This window comes from Anaplasma platys (genome assembly GCF_012790675.1).
GTDB classification, from domain to species: Bacteria; Pseudomonadota; Alphaproteobacteria; order Rickettsiales; family Anaplasmataceae; genus Anaplasma; species Anaplasma platys.
In genome coordinates, this window is sequence record NZ_CP046391.1 from 281,429 (window position 1) to 297,607 (window position 16,179).

Below are 16,179 nucleotides of genomic sequence, written 5' to 3' on the forward strand. Positions count from 1 at the left end.
GTGTGTAAGTCCTAACTTTTCACATACATTATGTCCACCGGTTCTGAGAACATAGGCTGCAGGGTTGCGACCTTTTTTTCAAAGATTTCCTGGCCAACATTTACCACGATATCATACCAGGACTTGCTACTTGCATTGCCTAGCCCTGCAATGTAAAGCTCGTCCTCTGCTCGGGTCATGGCCACGTATAACAGACGCAGATACTCGTTGTATTCTTCCTGTTTTTTCAATAGTTTCAGCTGTTTGCAATGAAAATTTGTGTCTCCAGCGCACCAGAATGGTCTGTTTTGAGCATCAAAAACTACCTGCAGGTCACACCTTGGGATAGTAGTGGTGTCTGGCAGGAACACCACGGGCGACTGCATTCCCTTGGCACTGTGAATTGTCATGATTTTAACAGCATCCTTAGAAGCATTAGTTTTGCCCTTCACTGTTGGTGATGTATTTTTTATCCAGTAGATGAACGACTCCAGCGTATTAAGGTTCTCATACTGAAATTTAACGATGCAGTTCAAGAACTCTTCCATAATTTCTTCAGACTGTGCTCCCAGACATTCTACAAACTGTTTTCTATGCTGAGAGAGGATTAGGGAGTATAGATCCAGCGCAGTGTGCGTTCTAGATATGTCTATCATGGTGGTTAGGTATTCCGCAGTTTGTTGACATTCTGGGAATTTTTGCAGTTTATGCCATAGCGGCCGTATTTCGGTACAACTGTTGGCTATGTCTAGCAGAGTTGAGTCTTTATATCGAAACATTGGAGATTTCAACAAAGTGGCCAATGCCAGGTCGTTAGTGGGTAATAGTAAAAATTCTCCTAGATTTACCAAATCTTGCGAGACAACATAATCCATGATGTTGAACCTATCCCTGCCAGTAACCGGAATATTCACCCGTTTCAGTTCCGACACCATATGATCTACGAAAGGGCTCCTATGGCGTATTAATATCAAAATATCGCCGGCGGTAATGGGCCGATTTTTTGCTGCAAGGAAACGGGAATTTTCTAGCCATGACAGAATACGTTGAGCAATTGTTTGTGCCAATAAGATGGAATTTCCCGAATTGTTGTGCAGTTCGATGGTGGAGTCGAAATAATCCCACAAATTGGCCTTTGAGCGCCGCTCTGTTGGCAAAAGCGGCCAAATTTCAACGTATCCAGGTTCCATACCCCTTTTCGTTGTGTGGCTGATTTCCTCTGACTTGAAAGACACCTGCTCTCGCAACTTATTGAATACTTTGTCAACCAGTGACAATATTGGCAATGTAGACCGGTAAGAGTCATTTAAGTGGATGGTTACAGAATTTGTGCTTTGCCTCGAGAAATATTGGTGCATAAGGTGAAAGTAATCAGGACGTGCGTTTTGAAAGCCGTATATGGATTGTTTGACATCGCCGACCACAAATAAAGTGCGTAAATTTGTATTGCTGCCAAGACCAGAGAAAAACTCGCTGCAGAGGCCAGCTACGATGTGCCACTGTTCCAGGCTGTTGTCCTGTGATTCATCCACCAAAAGATGGTCTATTTGTCCATCTAGGCAATAGAGGACCCAATCTCTATTATCAGGGTCGGAGATAAGTTGTAACGCCAGGTTTATTATGTCGTGATAATCTAGGTACTTCGATGTTTGCTTATCGTATTCATAGAGCTTTTTGCAGTGTCGTACTATTTGCAAGATGTGGGCTGTACGCTTAGAAATCCTTTCAGTGTAATATTTATCAGCAAACACCTGTAGCTTGTCTTGTTCTATGGAGATAGTTTGGAAAACGTCTGGAAAATTTTTCAGGGCTGTTTTGCTTACTATGCCGGATATGTCCTTCTTTTCCAGTGAATCAAGACAGATAAAGGTTTTCAGATACTCTTCCAGAAGAGGATGTGTCTTCTTTTCAGCGGCATTCCAGGCGTGCAACTTTGCATGAGTTTTGCGATCACGGATGCCACCGTCGCTAAGAGCGTTTAAAATATCTTCAGGACAGCGAAGTGAGTCTGGCACAGGTGCTGCAACGCCAGGCTCCTTACCAGGCATTTCCAGCTGATGGGGTTTGCTCATTATTTTGTAAATAAGCTCGTATAGAGCGCTTTCTTTGACGTCGCATGAGATTTGCGAGAGATGTTCGGCAACATCTGAGCTATTCGAAAGGAGCTGGGAGAATATTTTTGGTAGCACTTCTGACAGCTCTTTCACCATAAAGTTCGCTGCAATTCCCGTTTCAGCGGGGAAAGAGGATACTAGCGATTTACAAAAGCCGTGAATAGTTTGGACCTTGAGCTTTTTCGATACATCAAAAAACAGACTGCGTGCCCGATAACAGAGCTCTCTCGAGGCGTTTTGATAGCAGATTTCTCGTAGCTCGTGTTCCAATTCGTGGTCGGGCATGCGCAGCCATTCCTGAGCCATGAGGAATATTCTTTCTTTAATTTCATGTGCTGCGGCATTGGTAAAAGTCAGGCATAATATGTTCTCCTGACCTGCCAATAGTAGCCTGATGACTCTATGCACCAGCATCCTTGTTTTTCCTGAGCCAGCAGATGCACTTATCCATACAAATTCCCGTGATGGGTCTGTAGCGCGTTCATGTGGTGTGTCAGTTTTTGAATGTTCAACAGGCATTATTATTTTAATTTCTTAAATATTTATGTTAATCATTAAGTCACACTTTGTGAGTAGAACGGTAGGATTAATCTAACGCTAGAGAGTAACGGAACATGCATGCAGTGGGGAGAGTTTTTTTTATCGTAATGCTAAGCGTCGTGGCGCTCCATAACGGGAATAGTAACGCAAGCGTCTCGGATAGGCCTGAAAAAAACTTAGAGCCCCAAATTGAGCAAGAGCTGGATACAGCTGACACTTACGGAAACATCGGATTACAACCATTTGACTATGAAAACTACGAGAATAAACACGTAGATGACATGGAAAATGTGTTGAAACGTCGCAAGCGGGATAGCGCTGTCACTGTGCCGCCTTTCCCTCAGACAGATACCGGAATGGTGAAGTATCCTGGGGTTAGAGCAAAGGTGGTGAACGGGAAAGTTGTAAGTAAATCCCAACAAAGTAGCGCTTTTCAAGATGGTGCAGAAGAAACTGATATACTGGAAGAATCCGATGGTGAAAGAGAGGAAGATGGCGTGCCAATAATGGGACAATATGGCAACGAGGGGGATAATAGGAAGTCATCTACAGACGGCAAAAATGGAGTCTTCAAAAGCAGGCATCGTCACATTGATCCCCTGGTTGAGCTTGGGGAGTATGGTAAAGAGAATTCGCATCTTCCAAGTTTTCAGACTATTGAAGGGTTGTATAAAAATGCATTTTACTGTGCAGGATCGAATAATCTACCAAGTTTGATGGCATTATTGCGCGAGTTAACTCTCTTGGGTGATAGCGTAAAATACTTACTGGAAGATCTTAGAACAAAAGATGGAGATAACCTGCTTATTCACTCAGTGAAAAATGACTCACTGGACGTCGTGCGCTACTTACTCTCTATAGGTGCAGATATTAACGCCAAAGACAATAGCGGAGATACTCCTCTTAGTATAGCGATTTCCAGGGGAAATACGGAGATCATCAACGCGCTAGCAGAAATCAAAGTTCAGTACAATGTTGAAGCGGAAGAGGGCAGAGAGCCCCAGTCACAGCGGTAGCAATGCCCTTAAGGCAATCTTAGGCAAATTACGGATATAAAACCACGTTTCTTTGTTTCCTTTGCTAGTATCTATCGAGTTTCGTATCTTAATTCGGGTAACTTAAAGGCATAGCATGAGCGCAGGTGATAATATGAAAGGTGTCCGTAACATAGTGAGCAAAAACTTATTTTGCATGAACGGGTATGCCGCAATAGTCCTCATTGGTATTGTGACGGTTATGCTTGCAGCGTGCTGTGTCACGAGCGACTTTGCAGCATCGGTAATTATACCATCGGCTTTATGGGGCTTAATAGTCACCACTGTTATGCCATGCTGCTTTTTTATCAACGGTCCAAATGATGCAAAAGTGGTAGAGTTTTTTGGCGAATATATAGGTACTACATCGAAGACAGGGTTGCTGTTTTCAGTCCCGTATGCGGTGAAGAGAAATGTTTCTTTGAAGGTGGAGAGCACAAATACTTCCGTAATGAAGGTAAATGACGCGGAAGGCAATCCTATAGAGATTGCTGCAGCCGTTGTGTGGCGGGTTACGTGTCCTGAAAAAGTATGCTTCAATATAGGAAATTATCAGGGGTTCATATCTGTGCAGGGGGAGACTGCTCTTCGCGAATTGGCAGGTAGTTACCCTTACGACTCCGGCGAAGGGGTGTCCCTGCGGCAAAATTTTGCGGAAATATCACAAAAATTAAAACTAATGCTGCAGGACCGTATGGGTATAGTAGGAATCTCTATAGAAGATGCCAGAATATCACATCTTGCATATTCTTCAGAGATAGCGCAGGTTATGTTGCGTAGGCAGCAAGCCAAGGCAATATCCGAAGCACGCGTCCACATAGTAAGAAATGCAGTCAATATAGTAGATGACGTCCTTCTGCATCTGGAAAGTCAGCACAAAATAAGCCTAACTGATGACCAGAAAGTGAAATTTGTTAACAACTTGCTTGTGGCATTGGTATCCGATAGCGACACACAACCTGTCATCAGCATCGAGTAGCATGTTTTCGCGGCTACCAGTAGGGTGGTGGCGCAGTATTAGGTGTCGTGCTCCATGCTGGTACAAAAGCTATGGTTGGTAAAAACAATTTGCATAGTAATTTGGCAGAAATCAGTGAGTAAATATCCTAGTCATGCGCGGTTCCATGACAACAATGAGGAGTGTGTTAGTTTCTACCAAACCAGGGGACGCTGCGTATGTTTCCACAACATACCCCTCTGTGCTAAGCTACAGAAGGCGTTTTTTGTGTTGCAGCCAGGAGTTAACGCATATGCAATTTTTCTGAACACCTCTTGCCGTGTCGCATGTTTTATGTCTCGACGCAATACTTCTTCAGCGTGTTACCGATTCCGACTTTCACGCAACGAGCAGTGATTTTGCATTAGATTACAGCAGTCCCGCTAGTTGGCAAAGCAACCCCTACCCTCACGTTCTTAGTGCTGACTTGCATTCAAAAGCATGGCAACACTGCTTAGTGTGGTGTGCGATCCACCTATACAATGTACCTTCCAAAGCGTTTCATAATCTCATTTTTGTTCGTCCATCGGCTCAGCACAACCACGGGGAAGGCGAACACAGTCTTGTGTCGCAATTTAGCAAAAGTACACCTAGAGACGCTTCCGAGGAGTTTTATACATCAGTATGTGTCTTGCATATAGCCAGTCGCTGCCAATTTCCCGCATGATCTACTACCAAGTTGGTCTAATATGATAGATCCCATAATGCTAGTTTATATCATAACTACATCTGAGTGCTTGCACCAAGAGCATGCCGAGCGTTGAAAGTAACACTCTTTGACAGGTGTAGGTAATTTTTGATCAGCTTTTAGGAAATATCCGATATAATTATATCACAAAGTTCATAAACATAAAAGTAGCAACCAAAGGGAAAATGCCTGTTGCTACATATAGAAAAAGACGAAACGCGGAACAATACATAACTTGATTTTTTATTTTACCTAAGTTTTGAATCATTCAATTTTTATCTGAAGGGACAGAAATGAATTCTGATTTGTTGAATTTTTATAATTATTGCGGGGTATATGAAGGATTTTCCACGGATCGTTCCTATAACTTAGAAGATGGAGAAACACTTAGTGAAAATACGAGATACAAATCATTGTGGGGTGCGGTTATTTTGCAAGCATTTATCGATATTACATCCAACTACAAAAGAACCGAAAACAACTTAGAAAAAACGAAAGCTTACAACTGGATTAACGATATGCACAGTGATTTCATCACCGTATGCCATTTAGCGGGATATAACCCCGTATACGTAAGAAACAAAATGCGCGGCATGTTATCAAAGTCACTTAAAAAACAGAAATAGAAATCAAATATATTTTTTCCAGAGGAAAGGCGATAACCTAGCATTCCGTTAAATTTGTCACAGTTTCGTTGATCGGGAATTTTACTTCTGTGACTAGGGCGGGGACTGTTAGAATATCAGGTTCAGTATTGTATCACTAAAGGTAAGAGTTTTTTGGCGAGCAAATTGTGTCTTCAATTAAGAGAATGGGCAATATACAATTCGAGGCAGAAATCCAGAAATCTGCGTTATCGTTACACGAACGTGATATTTTGATGTGTGAGCTTGAGTATTAAGTAAATCTTTTTTTGTGAGCGGTGTATTAATGGACAGACAGGTTAAGGGTGCGCTTGAGCGGTACAACGAAATGGTAGATCGTAACGCGATTATGTTTGATGAACTCCAGGTAAATGTACTCAGAAGTTTGGAGGGGTATGCGCATGGGTTACACAAATGGTGGAAATTTTGGCAACAACACCCTGCACTCCCCAAGAGGGGAGTGTATTTATACGGAGATGTCGGTAGAGGAAAGTCGCTTGTTGTGAACTTATTCTATGAGTGTTGTGGGATAGAACATAAGCGTCGCATGCACTATAATACCCTCATGAAGCAAGTACATGATTTGTTACACCTTGAAAGTTTGAAACAGCCTAATGATGCAGACCAAATGATGTCTGTTATGGATAGACTAGTGGGAGACTGTTCCCTATTATATTTGGATGAAATGCAAGTGCGCGACGTCTGCGAGGCAGTGATTCTCCATAGGGTGTTTCGTATCTTGTTCTCCCGCAATATGATAATTCTGATGACTTCTAACTATCATCCTAATAAGTTGTATGAGGATGGCATTCAGCGGGAACTTTTTCTTCCCGCAATTGACCTTATCATGGAAAAGATGGAGGTTATCTCGCTGTCGGGCAACCGCGATTACCGAGAGGTAAAGGGTTCTGAAGATCGTGGCCGATTTTACATTGGCAATGGTGCCGACGAAAAACTACGCAAGCATTTTGCCTACATCGTGGGCTCAGCTAAGGCCAAGCAAGCAGTAGTAATTCTTGGTAGCCGCCGAGTTGAGCTTGGCATGGAACACGAGGGCATTGTGTACGTTTGTTTTGATGATCTTTGCGGTGGTAAAAATCCCATGTGGGCTGCAGATTACAAGGAAATTGCGCGAAGTTTTCACACCATTTTTATAGAAAACATCCCTGTATTTGGTCACTACTCGCAGAACGAAATGCACAGGTTCATTGTGCTTATAGATGAGTTATATGAGAGCAAGAGTCGTCTATTTTGTTCGCTTTCCACAGAGATAAATATGCTTTATGACGGCATGCCAACGGTGGATATTAAACGTGCAATGTCCAGATTGCAGGAAATGAGCTCTGCGGCTTGGTAACATTCGGAATTGCTGCTGACATTCGGTTATTTTGCGAATAAAAAGATAATCAGTATCCGCATCATAACATGAGGCTACATCACTTTTTTAAATACCAGGTCAGCAAGGCACTCGATAAACGATTCTTCGGTTCCTGGAGTAGGGACTCGGTAAAACATGTTTTCCTCCACTAAGACTTTGTACTCAATATCCAACTCTACAAGGGTTTCAGAGTTTTCTGCTACAAAAGAAAGTGGTACAACGACTACTGGGACTTCGTCACGTTTTGCCCGCAGTAGCTCGGATTCCGTGGAAGGCCCCAGCCATTTCACCGGTCCTACACGGCTTTGGTAGCACACCGAATAATCAAGAGCTGGCAGACCCATTTTTTTCACAATCAATTCCGCAGCATGTAAGATATGTTGATTATAGGGGTCGCCATTTTCTATGAAGGAGCATGGCAGTCCATGTGCAGAGAACAGTACACGGGGAGCTCTACCAGTTTTCTGTGCCAGTTTATATTTATCCAGTATCAGCTTGCACTGGGATTCAATGTATTTAGGATGGTTGAAAAAATGCCAAATTATATCCGTGAATAGCATGTATCCCGATCGATGCATGCTGCTGTACCAATTTTCGATGGATGACTGTGTTGTGACGGAGGCATATTGAGGGTACAGAGGCAGGAGCACAACGATCTCTGGGCTCCAGGAATATATAACGTCAAGCACGTTTTGCGAATGTGGTTTCGAATGCCTCATGGATACGAAAACTTTGTACTCACGTGTTGCGTCACCACACAGGCGCCTTTCAAGACTGAGAGCTTGTTGCTCGGTTTCCTGCAAAATGGGAGACTTACCTGCCAGGTGTTCATAAATCTTCTGTGACTTTCTTGCTCGTAGCTTTGAAATGACCTTTGCAAGCAATAACCGCACTGGTTTTGGATAATCCATAATGTGCTTATCGCTGAACATGCTAAAAAGGAACGGTTCAACCTCCGCAGGTGCAGTGGGGCCCCCTAGGTTTAGCAGTACCACGGCGACTTTCTGTTTTTGCATATTTATAATTGGTTAGTTCAACACGTCATCGTACAGGGGAACGCACTATACTCCAAGAGAAATAAGCTAGTGTTGCATTTTTAAGTTGTAAGCCATGTAGTTGTATATGTGATAGAAGGGTTTTAGTGCCTGCCCAGGAGTGGGGCATGTATCATCGTAGCCACCCCAGGTCTGTTATATAGTTCTAGTACTACTAATGGAGGCGGCCCGGCGCGCTATTGGCTTCCCGATAGTAATTGTTTCTAGCGTTTTTCTGTTGTATGCGGCGTTTGGCTACCTGTTGCCTGACATAGTTGCGCACAGGGGGCATGATCTTACGTCCATAGTGTCGCACAATTGGTTGACCTCCGAGGGGATATTTGGTGTTGCTTTAGGGGTGTCGTGTAATTTTGTTTTCATGGCAACATCTTGTCTAAGACTGCAGCAAGATGTGCTTGTCGCAGACTGCAGAGTCGCTGGCGCTTCTGCAGGCTGTTCTGTTTGTGTTGTTTCTCCAGGGGTTATGGTCTGCGGTGACGACGCAGTTTTTCCCTGACAGCATGATTTTTTCTCAGTGTTTTCAGAATGTGAAGCACTTTCACCGCCTGCGACAGGTGATGAGCTTCGATAGGGACTCTCTGTTGACGCTGTAGCACATAGGGGATTGACGCTTACAATCCTAGTGGCGTCACGCAAACTGATTGCCCCGGACATCCCAAAAGTCATAACCCACAACAAATCTGTCATAAACGTTTTTGTGAGCGATGAGATGGACTTCAGAGATTCTCTAGACGCTTGGAAGTTTGTCGAACCACGTTGTTGTGAGCTCGATGAAAGCATTTTGCTTGAAAAACCACGGTAAATGGCAATACACACATCCGATATCGATACCACTAGCAGCGACATAGCTTCAGTAACGAGTAGCCCTGCCTGAGCCACGGCGGTTAAAAGCCTAAAAGGCACAAATGCGAGCGCAATAGCACACGCTTTTGATACAGACACCCGCGATTCTGCATCCTTATCGTACGCAACGAGCCCTGGGTCCAGAGCGGACTTGTTCTTGTGTTCCATTACCGGGAAAGGATAACCTTCTCCATACAGCGGAGATTTAATTGCAGGACAGCTTGTGAGTATACCCGCTATTCGCACTGTGAAACATACTGTAAACATCAATGCCCAACAGGCAGCAAGACAGTATATCATTCCAACATTCAAGAACACATGCAATCCAACAAACATTGCAGGCGCGAGGAGAAACATCTCGATTGCAGGCAACATGCCCAGCTTCAAGTTTGTCTTCGCAGCTTCCTTATTTGCTCTTAAAACCTCAGCAGGAGCGGGATCCATGCTTCCTTTGCAGAGCATCAGAAAGGCATACGCCTGCACGTATGCCGCAAGTGCGATCAAGAACTTCATTGAACCAAGAATTCCGCATAGCACTGACTGTTTTGCAAACCTTGCTAGCTTACTAGCGCGACTTTGCGACTGTTTTCTCGCCTGTGAACAACATTGTTCTGGCATATTCCCTCCCAAAAGTGAACATCAAAATAGTGTTTGAGCTTGTCATGCATGTCAAATTTTTACTTACTATCTAATACGTATTGGAAGAAAACAGTTACGCATGCTAAATTTTATGACATGAAAAGCAAATAATGATATATCCATTATAATAGCATTATTTACTATGTTATAAAAGAATATTATCCATTATATAATAAAAATTTTGGATAATTTCCTTTTTATCAGAACTTTGTTTTTTGCAGCGTTGCGCATTGTTGGTGTATTACTGGGTGTCTGTAGTGTGTCCAGGGCCTTTAAGCGTTCATCAGTGCGCATAAAAGCATCGTAAACGCCAGGGAGTCGTCCGTGTAGGGGGCTTTAGGTGTTGAACAAATTACAAGGTTTGTTCGCTTACGACGTTAAACTCGTGGGTTTTGCAGGTTGCTTCAAAACACCCCTTGTGCCCTTACATATCATAACGAGTGATATTCTTGCGGTTTGACGGGGCAAGCTACGTCAGATCTTTATTCTTGATCATACTGGTAAGTTCGTCAGTTTTAGAGATGCTATGGACCAGCAGTTCTTTTAGATAGCCCTTTTCCTGCACAGCCTGCTCGTACATTTTGTTGAGATCAGCTAGGTTGTTCTCAACGGCTTTGAGATCGTTCTCGAGCTCTTCGATCCTGTCTTCCAATTGCAGACCTACTAGCAGGAGCAAGTGAATGTCTGCAGTTTTGCTACGCGTAGAGCTAGGAACTGCAGCGTCAATACGTGCATTGAGTCGATCAGCAAGCTCTACGAGGCGGTGACCTTCCCCCTCGTGGCATGCTATCTTGTAGACACTCCCTCTGAGAGATACGTCAATTATTTGAGTCAAAGCCTTATCCTTTGGTGACACCTTTACTCTCGTTCCAGAATAGATTTTACAAGTTCTATTGCAGCATTCAACCTTCCCAAAAGCTCATTGTAAGTCACCAGCAGGCCATCGTAAGTATGCCGTAGAGCAACCAACTCGTGCTCAAGAGCCTCATTGCGCACAGTAAGTTCACTGACCTTACCTTCGAGTTCCAGATTTATTACAGCACCAGACTCAAGGCTACCGTTACTTCGTACGCTGCACTCAGCTAGAGCTCTCTCCAGCTCCCTAAACGAGCGTTGCAAGCTTTCAGAGTATTCCCTAATATCCTCCACTTCCAACAAGACGCCGAATAATAAACCGGATCAGAGGGTATTACAGATAATCTAAGTCTGCAACAATTTTCACGAGCCAGCTCCCACAACTGCGCCCAATATGGTGATTGCGTAAACCCCCAGCGCCGCCGACGAGTTTTTCCTGGCGTACAGTGCTGTTTTTACCGCGACGCGAGTAGCGGACTTAGCGGCTAATTTTCTGACTTAGAATTTCCTGAGTTTACAGCCTTGATCAGCTTTTCACTCGGGCGAAAATATATCCTTCTATATCTCATTTTATGCAGACCTTCTGTCGAGCTTTGTAACACGTAATTTCTTGCCGAAAACGACCCAAACCCACGTAGTTCCACTCTTGTTTCTTCCCTGATGCTTTGCAAGATAGAACCGAAAAATATGTCCAGTATTTGTGCAACCACAGGCTCCCCAAGAGCGCTATTACGCCTAGCCAAACGTCTAATCAAATCAGACCTTAAAGTCATACAAAGATCTCACCGATAAAACTACACACTACCATGATACAAAAACTCTGCGAAAGCCGTGGACAGCATAGAGAGAAGCCCTTCAGCATTCATAATTCCATGCCTATATTCCAAATCCCTGACAGGGATATTTATATCGACCTCTTTGTGTTCCTTAAGCCACTCCAACGCTTCGTGCTCCCCGCCTATCTCGTCTATCAGCCCCGCGTTGTAAGCTTGTGACCCTGTGAACACCCTACCATCCGACACCTTAAGCGCCTCTGCCTCAGTCATGTTCCTATGAGCCATTACCAAGCCAACAAAAAACCTGTGGAAATCATCCACCACCTCTTGCATCAGCTTTATCGAGCCTTCGCTCATTTCCTCGAATGGTGAGCCAGCGCCTTTATGCTCCGAAGTTTTTATTGTCCGGAGCGTTATTCCCAAGTTTTTCGCTATTTGTGAAACACCTATGTAATTAGACCTAACTCCAATCGACCCCGTGATCGTACCATTGCGCGCAACAACATGATCGGCTGCCAGCGCTATCATATAGCCGCCTGATGCCGCCACGTTTCCCATAACTGCAACAACCGGCTTCTTCGCGGCAATGTCACGCAGCTGTTGATACAAAACTTCACTATCTCCCACAGTCCCACCAGGACTGTCAATTCTTAACAATACAGCCTTGATTGCATCATCGCGTGCTATCTTTTCCATTAGCACATCTCTGCTCCGATTTCGACTAATCGCTCCCTCTACATTGACACGCGCGATGTAGCTGTTCCCAAACACCTTGGGTAGGGCGAGCCTAGAGTAGTCAACCTGGGATGCAGTAACAACCAACAGACCCAACGTAAGAAAAAAAACGGACCTCCACACCCTCAACTTGGACCCAAGGGCCTCAATTTTCAACAAATAATCGAACACACAAACCTACTCCAAGGACAAAACAAGACTGTACGCTCCCATCATCAGAACTTCAGCTTCTACCCTATCTCCAGGAAAAAACTTCTTGTTATCTGGTATATACTTTTGTTCCACGAGGACATTAAAACTTTCTGAACCCTCGAAGACATCGACCAGAACACCCACGTCTTCCAAGACTTTAGACACCGTCACAGGTATCTTTTCACCTAGCCCTATTCTTCGCAAAAGCCCCAGGAACGGATCATACTCAATCTGTTTTACACCCAAGTCGATTTTGTTTTTATTTGCATTTACCATGAGTATCTTGGCTTTAAGACAATCACCCACGTTATACTTCTTGAGGGCACTCTCTGGAGAGCCATTCCAACTCAGCTCAGTAGAGCGAATAAGCCCTTCGATGCCTGAATTTGTATCGTCATCAAGCAAGGTCACAAACATTCCCAAGTTACTTATACTACGCACCTTTGTGTCTACTACCGAGCCAACAGGGTGCTTGGCTATAAAGGCCTCCCAAGGATTTTCCTTGCATCTCTTTATACTCAAACTCATACGGTTCTTTGCGGCATCGATGCTTAGAACTTTAACTTCTACTTCCTCTCCACGCATGAAAATTTGATTCACAGGTAAGTGACTTCTTACCCAGCTAACTTCTGAAACGTGGATCAACCCCTCGACACCACTCTGCAACTCCACGAATATTCCATAGTCTTCGATGCTGGTGACAATACCCTTGTGTACGCTGTCCACAGGATATTTTTCCTCGACGTTAGCCCACGGACTTTCCTCCAGCTGCTTAACGCCTAATGAAATCTTTCTGTTTTCCCTGTCTATTCTAATGATTTTTGCACGAACGGTCTGTCCGCAGGAGAACACCGCCGATGGATGACTTACGCGACTCCACGAAATGTCCGTTATATGCAAAAGACCATCGACAACACCCACAGTTGGTGATTCGTGGATCTCAATGAACACGCCGTACTTAGTGATGCTCTTCACCTTACCTTCGACGATGCTTCCCTCCTCGAGCTGATTCAGGAAAGAATCCTTCGCATCTGCAAGAGACTCCTCAAGCACCGCCTTCCGCGAAACCACAACATTGCCTTGTTTCTTATCCATTTTCAAGATGCGAAACTTTTGCTTCTTGCCCAGCAGAGGAGTTATATCCTTAACCTGACGAAGACCAACATGACTCGCAGGCAAGAAGGCAACTACACCGCCCACGTCAACAGTGTAACCACACTTGATTGAGCCAAATATCACACCTTCTATATCTAGGTTTTCCTCTGAAGCCTTTTCTAGTTTTTGCCACAACTCATCTCTCACGGCCTTCTCACGGCTCAGGATCACGCTACCGGTCTTTCCTTCAGTTTTCTCTAAGTAAAGCTTGACCTTGGAGCCAACAGCAACATCCTGCTTACCGTCTCCAAGCTCGAATTCCCTCAATGAGACAACGCCTTCAGACTTCAAGCCTGCGTCTACAGTTATGTACCCGCTATCCATGCAGATCACTGTACCTTCTATGATCTCCCCCTCTTTAGGCCCCCCAGCCAGAAGCTGCGAAAGCGTGTTGGAAAAATCAGTCTCATTAAAATCTACCTCGTCAAAAGCGTGACTCACAAATTTATTAGACTGCACTACACTAATGCTACCAGAAGAATTACCTTGCAAACCCGCACCTGATGACATAAACAGAGCCCAAAAAACAAAGAAAAACAACGAGTGGCAATGATATACCGTTCACGCAGTTTTACAAGAAGGTTTTTATTTTTTTCATTAATAGAAGGAGTGTTTTTTCGATGTCCATGTTGGAAGTATTCAGGTAGAATGCATCTTTAACTCTAGTCAAAGGGGCCACTCTGCGCGACGAATCGTTTATGTCTCTTCGTAGCATCCCCAGCAGTACCGTTTTATACATGCTCCTGCAGCTATTGCCGCGACCCGTTAGCTGTTTATACCTTCTGAGGGCCCTTACGGAGACTTGTGCGGTGATAAAGATCTTCACATCGGCATTTGGATATACCACTGAAGCGATGTCCCTTCCATCGACAATTATTCCTGTTTCGGATGTAAGTATTAGCTGCCTTTGCAGTCCCACTAGTGCCTGACGCACTACAGCAATTCTGGCAATTCTGGAAGCTGCTTTACTAATTTCTTCAGTTCCCAATGCTGTACTGTTATCTGTGAGTAGATCAAGCATCTTGCGCTCGTCCTCTGAGCTAATACACACCTTTTCTTTCCTAGCAATGCTTTCACCATATTTTGCAGCGAACTTTGCAGCAAATATCCTGTACAGCTTTCCAGTATCAAGGTGAGTAAACCCCAACCTTGAAGCCAACCTGCGAGCGATTTCCCCCTTACCTGAGGCAGAGGGGCCATCTATGGCAATTACCACCCCACGGCGCGTCGCCAAATCTCCCGATTGATCACTTTCCATGGCTAGGTCCTGAGTTGTTATACGGTAAACAACAGGCAATACACACCGATTCGCGCGTTGCAAACGTCAACATGGAATCCCAGCCCATCCCGCGTTGCATGCTACACCTCCTGATTTTGCAGCGCAACAGCATACATAGCAATTGCTGCAGCATTTGACACATTCAAGCTATTTATTTTCTCTGATATAGGGATTCTAACCAAATGGTCGCAATGCTTCTTGGTCAGGTTGCGCATTCCCCTCCCCTCAGATCCCATTATAATGACTCTGCGCTCGCTGAACTTTACTTCATGCAGTAGATTGTCGGCATCGGCATCGAATCCATAGCACCAATATCCCTCCTGCTTCAGGTAATCGAGAGTTTTCACCAGGTTACCTATGCACACTACAGGCACTACATCAGTGGCGCCGCTCGAGGCTTTGGCCATTCCACTATTTTCCGATGGAGTATTGTGTTCAGTCAAAAGGACGGCATCAACGTCAAAGCAACCTGCGGAGCGCAGCACTGCGCCTACATTATGCACATCAGACACCTCATCTAATAGGAGTACAGTGGAGGTTTTTCCCGCGTCTGTGACGATATCCTCCACGCGCACCGACAGAGGTACACTTCGCCCGAATAGTGGGGCGGCGCGCAAAGCGACACCTTGGTGTACAGCTGCGTTGCCCAGCATGGAGTCAATCTTATGCTCGCCTACCGTTTGTACGTAAACACCCCGCGATTTAGCCATGTGCTGCAAATCAGCATATTTTTTCGAGTGTTTGTCGGAGATGAACAACTCTAAGCAGTTACGACGCGCATTATGCAGCGCAGCAAGGCACGCGTGCCTTCCGTAAATCCAGATGAGTTTGTTATCTTTGCCGCGGTTCATAGTTTTTGTTGTAAAGCCAGCTATTTTTGCATAACTTATGCTCTGTGTATTGTAGAGTTAATTTTTTTTGAAGCAACTCGGGAATGAAGCGTGGTTTTTTGTATTGCTTTTCTGAATTATGTGCTATTACAGAGGATGTTGCTTTGGGCTTAGTCTCAGAGGAGGGGTTGCCGAGTGGTCAAAGGCAGCAGACTGTAAATCTGCCCGCTTACGCGTTCGTAGGTTCGAATCCTACCTCCTCCACGGTTGTGCGGGTATAGCTTAGTGGTAGAGTAGCAGCCTTCCAAGCTGCCTGGGTGGGTTCGATTCCCATTACCCGCTCGTTTGCTATTTTGTGTAGTGTTGTAGTTTTGTTGTTTGGTATTAGTAGTATGGCAGAAGAAAGGAAGCCGCATATAAATGTGGGGACAATAGGGCACGTAGAC

General features: G+C 44.5%; 14 protein-coding genes and 2 tRNA genes. 6 read left to right on the forward strand and 10 right to left on the reverse strand.

From position 1 onward, the window contains the following. Positions 1-11: 11 nt before the first annotated feature. On the reverse strand, positions 12-2,612 hold the full coding sequence (locus ANPL_RS01145; protein WP_169192983.1) for a UvrD-helicase domain-containing protein: 2,601 nt from the start codon (positions 2,610-2,612) through the stop codon (positions 12-14). A 104-nt stretch (positions 2,613-2,716) separates the two neighbouring features. On the opposite strand from ANPL_RS01145, the gene ANPL_RS01150 reads away from it, so the two are divergent. The 4 genes from ANPL_RS01150 (at position 2,717) to zapE (ending at position 7,353) form a co-directional block, all read left to right on the forward strand. Continuing rightward, the gene (locus ANPL_RS01150; RefSeq protein ID WP_169192984.1) at positions 2,717-3,649 is read left to right on the forward strand and encodes an ankyrin repeat domain-containing protein; all 933 of its coding nucleotides are present in this window, start codon (positions 2,717-2,719) and stop codon (positions 3,647-3,649) included. A 133-nt stretch (positions 3,650-3,782) separates the two neighbouring features. Next, the gene (locus ANPL_RS01155; protein ID WP_169192985.1) at positions 3,783-4,646 is read left to right on the forward strand and encodes an SPFH domain-containing protein; all 864 of its coding nucleotides are present in this window, start codon (positions 3,783-3,785) and stop codon (positions 4,644-4,646) included. Positions 4,647-5,645: 999 nt separating this feature from the next. Next, positions 5,646-5,978, forward strand: a complete 333-nt coding sequence (locus ANPL_RS01160; RefSeq protein WP_169192986.1) for a hypothetical protein — start codon at positions 5,646-5,648, stop codon at positions 5,976-5,978. A gap of 304 nt (positions 5,979-6,282) precedes the next feature. Continuing rightward, on the forward strand, positions 6,283-7,353 hold the full coding sequence (gene zapE, locus ANPL_RS01165; RefSeq protein ID WP_169192987.1) for a cell division protein ZapE: 1,071 nt from the start codon (positions 6,283-6,285) through the stop codon (positions 7,351-7,353). Positions 7,354-7,427: 74 nt separating this feature from the next. Here the strand turns inward: zapE and hemH are convergent, their stop codons facing one another. The 9 genes from hemH to rlmB all read right to left on the reverse strand — a co-directional run bounded on the left by hemH (position 7,428) and on the right by rlmB (position 15,754). Next, complete coding sequence (gene hemH, locus ANPL_RS01170) at positions 7,428-8,390, reverse strand: ferrochelatase (protein WP_169192988.1); 963 nt, start codon at positions 8,388-8,390, stop codon at positions 7,428-7,430. Between the two features lie 273 nt (positions 8,391-8,663). After that, entirely contained in the window at positions 8,664-9,890 is a 1,227-nt protein-coding gene (locus tag ANPL_RS01175; RefSeq protein ID WP_169192989.1) for a hypothetical protein, read from the reverse strand. A 490-nt stretch (positions 9,891-10,380) separates the two neighbouring features. Next, complete coding sequence (zapA, locus tag ANPL_RS01180) at positions 10,381-10,767, reverse strand: cell division protein ZapA (RefSeq protein WP_236822861.1); 387 nt, start codon at positions 10,765-10,767, stop codon at positions 10,381-10,383. Positions 10,768-10,769: 2 nt separating this feature from the next. Then, the gene (locus tag ANPL_RS01185; RefSeq protein ID WP_169192990.1) at positions 10,770-11,066 is read right to left on the reverse strand and encodes a hypothetical protein; all 297 of its coding nucleotides are present in this window, start codon (positions 11,064-11,066) and stop codon (positions 10,770-10,772) included. Between the two features lie 185 nt (positions 11,067-11,251). Next, positions 11,252-11,539, reverse strand: a complete 288-nt coding sequence (locus tag ANPL_RS01190; protein ID WP_169192991.1) for an HU family DNA-binding protein — start codon at positions 11,537-11,539, stop codon at positions 11,252-11,254. 21 nt (positions 11,540-11,560) lie between these two features. After that, the gene (sppA, locus tag ANPL_RS01195; RefSeq protein WP_169192992.1) at positions 11,561-12,448 is read right to left on the reverse strand and encodes a signal peptide peptidase SppA; all 888 of its coding nucleotides are present in this window, start codon (positions 12,446-12,448) and stop codon (positions 11,561-11,563) included. Positions 12,449-12,454: 6 nt separating this feature from the next. After that, positions 12,455-14,134: a 30S ribosomal protein S1 gene (locus ANPL_RS01200; RefSeq protein ID WP_169192993.1), complete on the reverse strand. Its 1,680-nt coding sequence runs from the start codon at positions 14,132-14,134 to the stop codon at positions 12,455-12,457. Positions 14,135-14,195: 61 nt separating this feature from the next. Then, complete coding sequence (gene cmk / locus ANPL_RS01205; RefSeq protein WP_169192994.1) at positions 14,196-14,882, reverse strand: (d)CMP kinase; 687 nt, start codon at positions 14,880-14,882, stop codon at positions 14,196-14,198. A gap of 101 nt (positions 14,883-14,983) precedes the next feature. Continuing rightward, positions 14,984-15,754: a 23S rRNA (guanosine(2251)-2'-O)-methyltransferase RlmB gene (rlmB, locus tag ANPL_RS01210; protein WP_169192995.1), complete on the reverse strand. Its 771-nt coding sequence runs from the start codon at positions 15,752-15,754 to the stop codon at positions 14,984-14,986. Between the two features lie 160 nt (positions 15,755-15,914). On the opposite strand from rlmB, the gene ANPL_RS01215 reads away from it, so the two are divergent. Both ANPL_RS01215 and ANPL_RS01220 read left to right on the forward strand, forming a co-directional pair. Beyond that, positions 15,915-15,997: transfer RNA gene (locus ANPL_RS01215), tRNA-Tyr, on the forward strand. Between the two features lie 7 nt (positions 15,998-16,004). Then, positions 16,005-16,075, forward strand: a tRNA-Gly gene (locus tag ANPL_RS01220). Positions 16,076-16,179: the final 104 nt, after the last annotated feature.

Excerpts from the sequence above, each read along its gene's own strand:
- ANPL_RS01145 (WP_169192983.1), bottom strand. The coding sequence starts at position 2,612 with ATGCCTGTTGAACATTCAAAAACTGACACACCACATGAACGCGCTACA.
- ANPL_RS01155 (WP_169192985.1), top strand. The coding sequence starts at position 3,783 with ATGAAAGGTGTCCGTAACATAGTGAGCAAAAACTTATTTTGCATGAAC.
- ANPL_RS01160 (WP_169192986.1), top strand. The coding sequence starts at position 5,646 with ATGAATTCTGATTTGTTGAATTTTTATAATTATTGCGGGGTATATGAA.
- zapE (WP_169192987.1), top strand. The coding sequence starts at position 6,283 with ATGGACAGACAGGTTAAGGGTGCGCTTGAGCGGTACAACGAAATGGTA.
- hemH (WP_169192988.1), bottom strand. The coding sequence starts at position 8,390 with ATGCAAAAACAGAAAGTCGCCGTGGTACTGCTAAACCTAGGGGGCCCC.
- ANPL_RS01175 (WP_169192989.1), bottom strand. The coding sequence starts at position 9,890 with ATGCCAGAACAATGTTGTTCACAGGCGAGAAAACAGTCGCAAAGTCGC.
- ANPL_RS01190 (WP_169192991.1), bottom strand. The coding sequence starts at position 11,539 with ATGACTTTAAGGTCTGATTTGATTAGACGTTTGGCTAGGCGTAATAGC.
- ANPL_RS01200 (WP_169192993.1), bottom strand. The coding sequence starts at position 14,134 with ATGTCATCAGGTGCGGGTTTGCAAGGTAATTCTTCTGGTAGCATTAGT.
- cmk (WP_169192994.1), bottom strand. The coding sequence starts at position 14,882 with ATGGAAAGTGATCAATCGGGAGATTTGGCGACGCGCCGTGGGGTGGTA.
- rlmB (WP_169192995.1), bottom strand. The coding sequence starts at position 15,754 with ATGAACCGCGGCAAAGATAACAAACTCATCTGGATTTACGGAAGGCAC.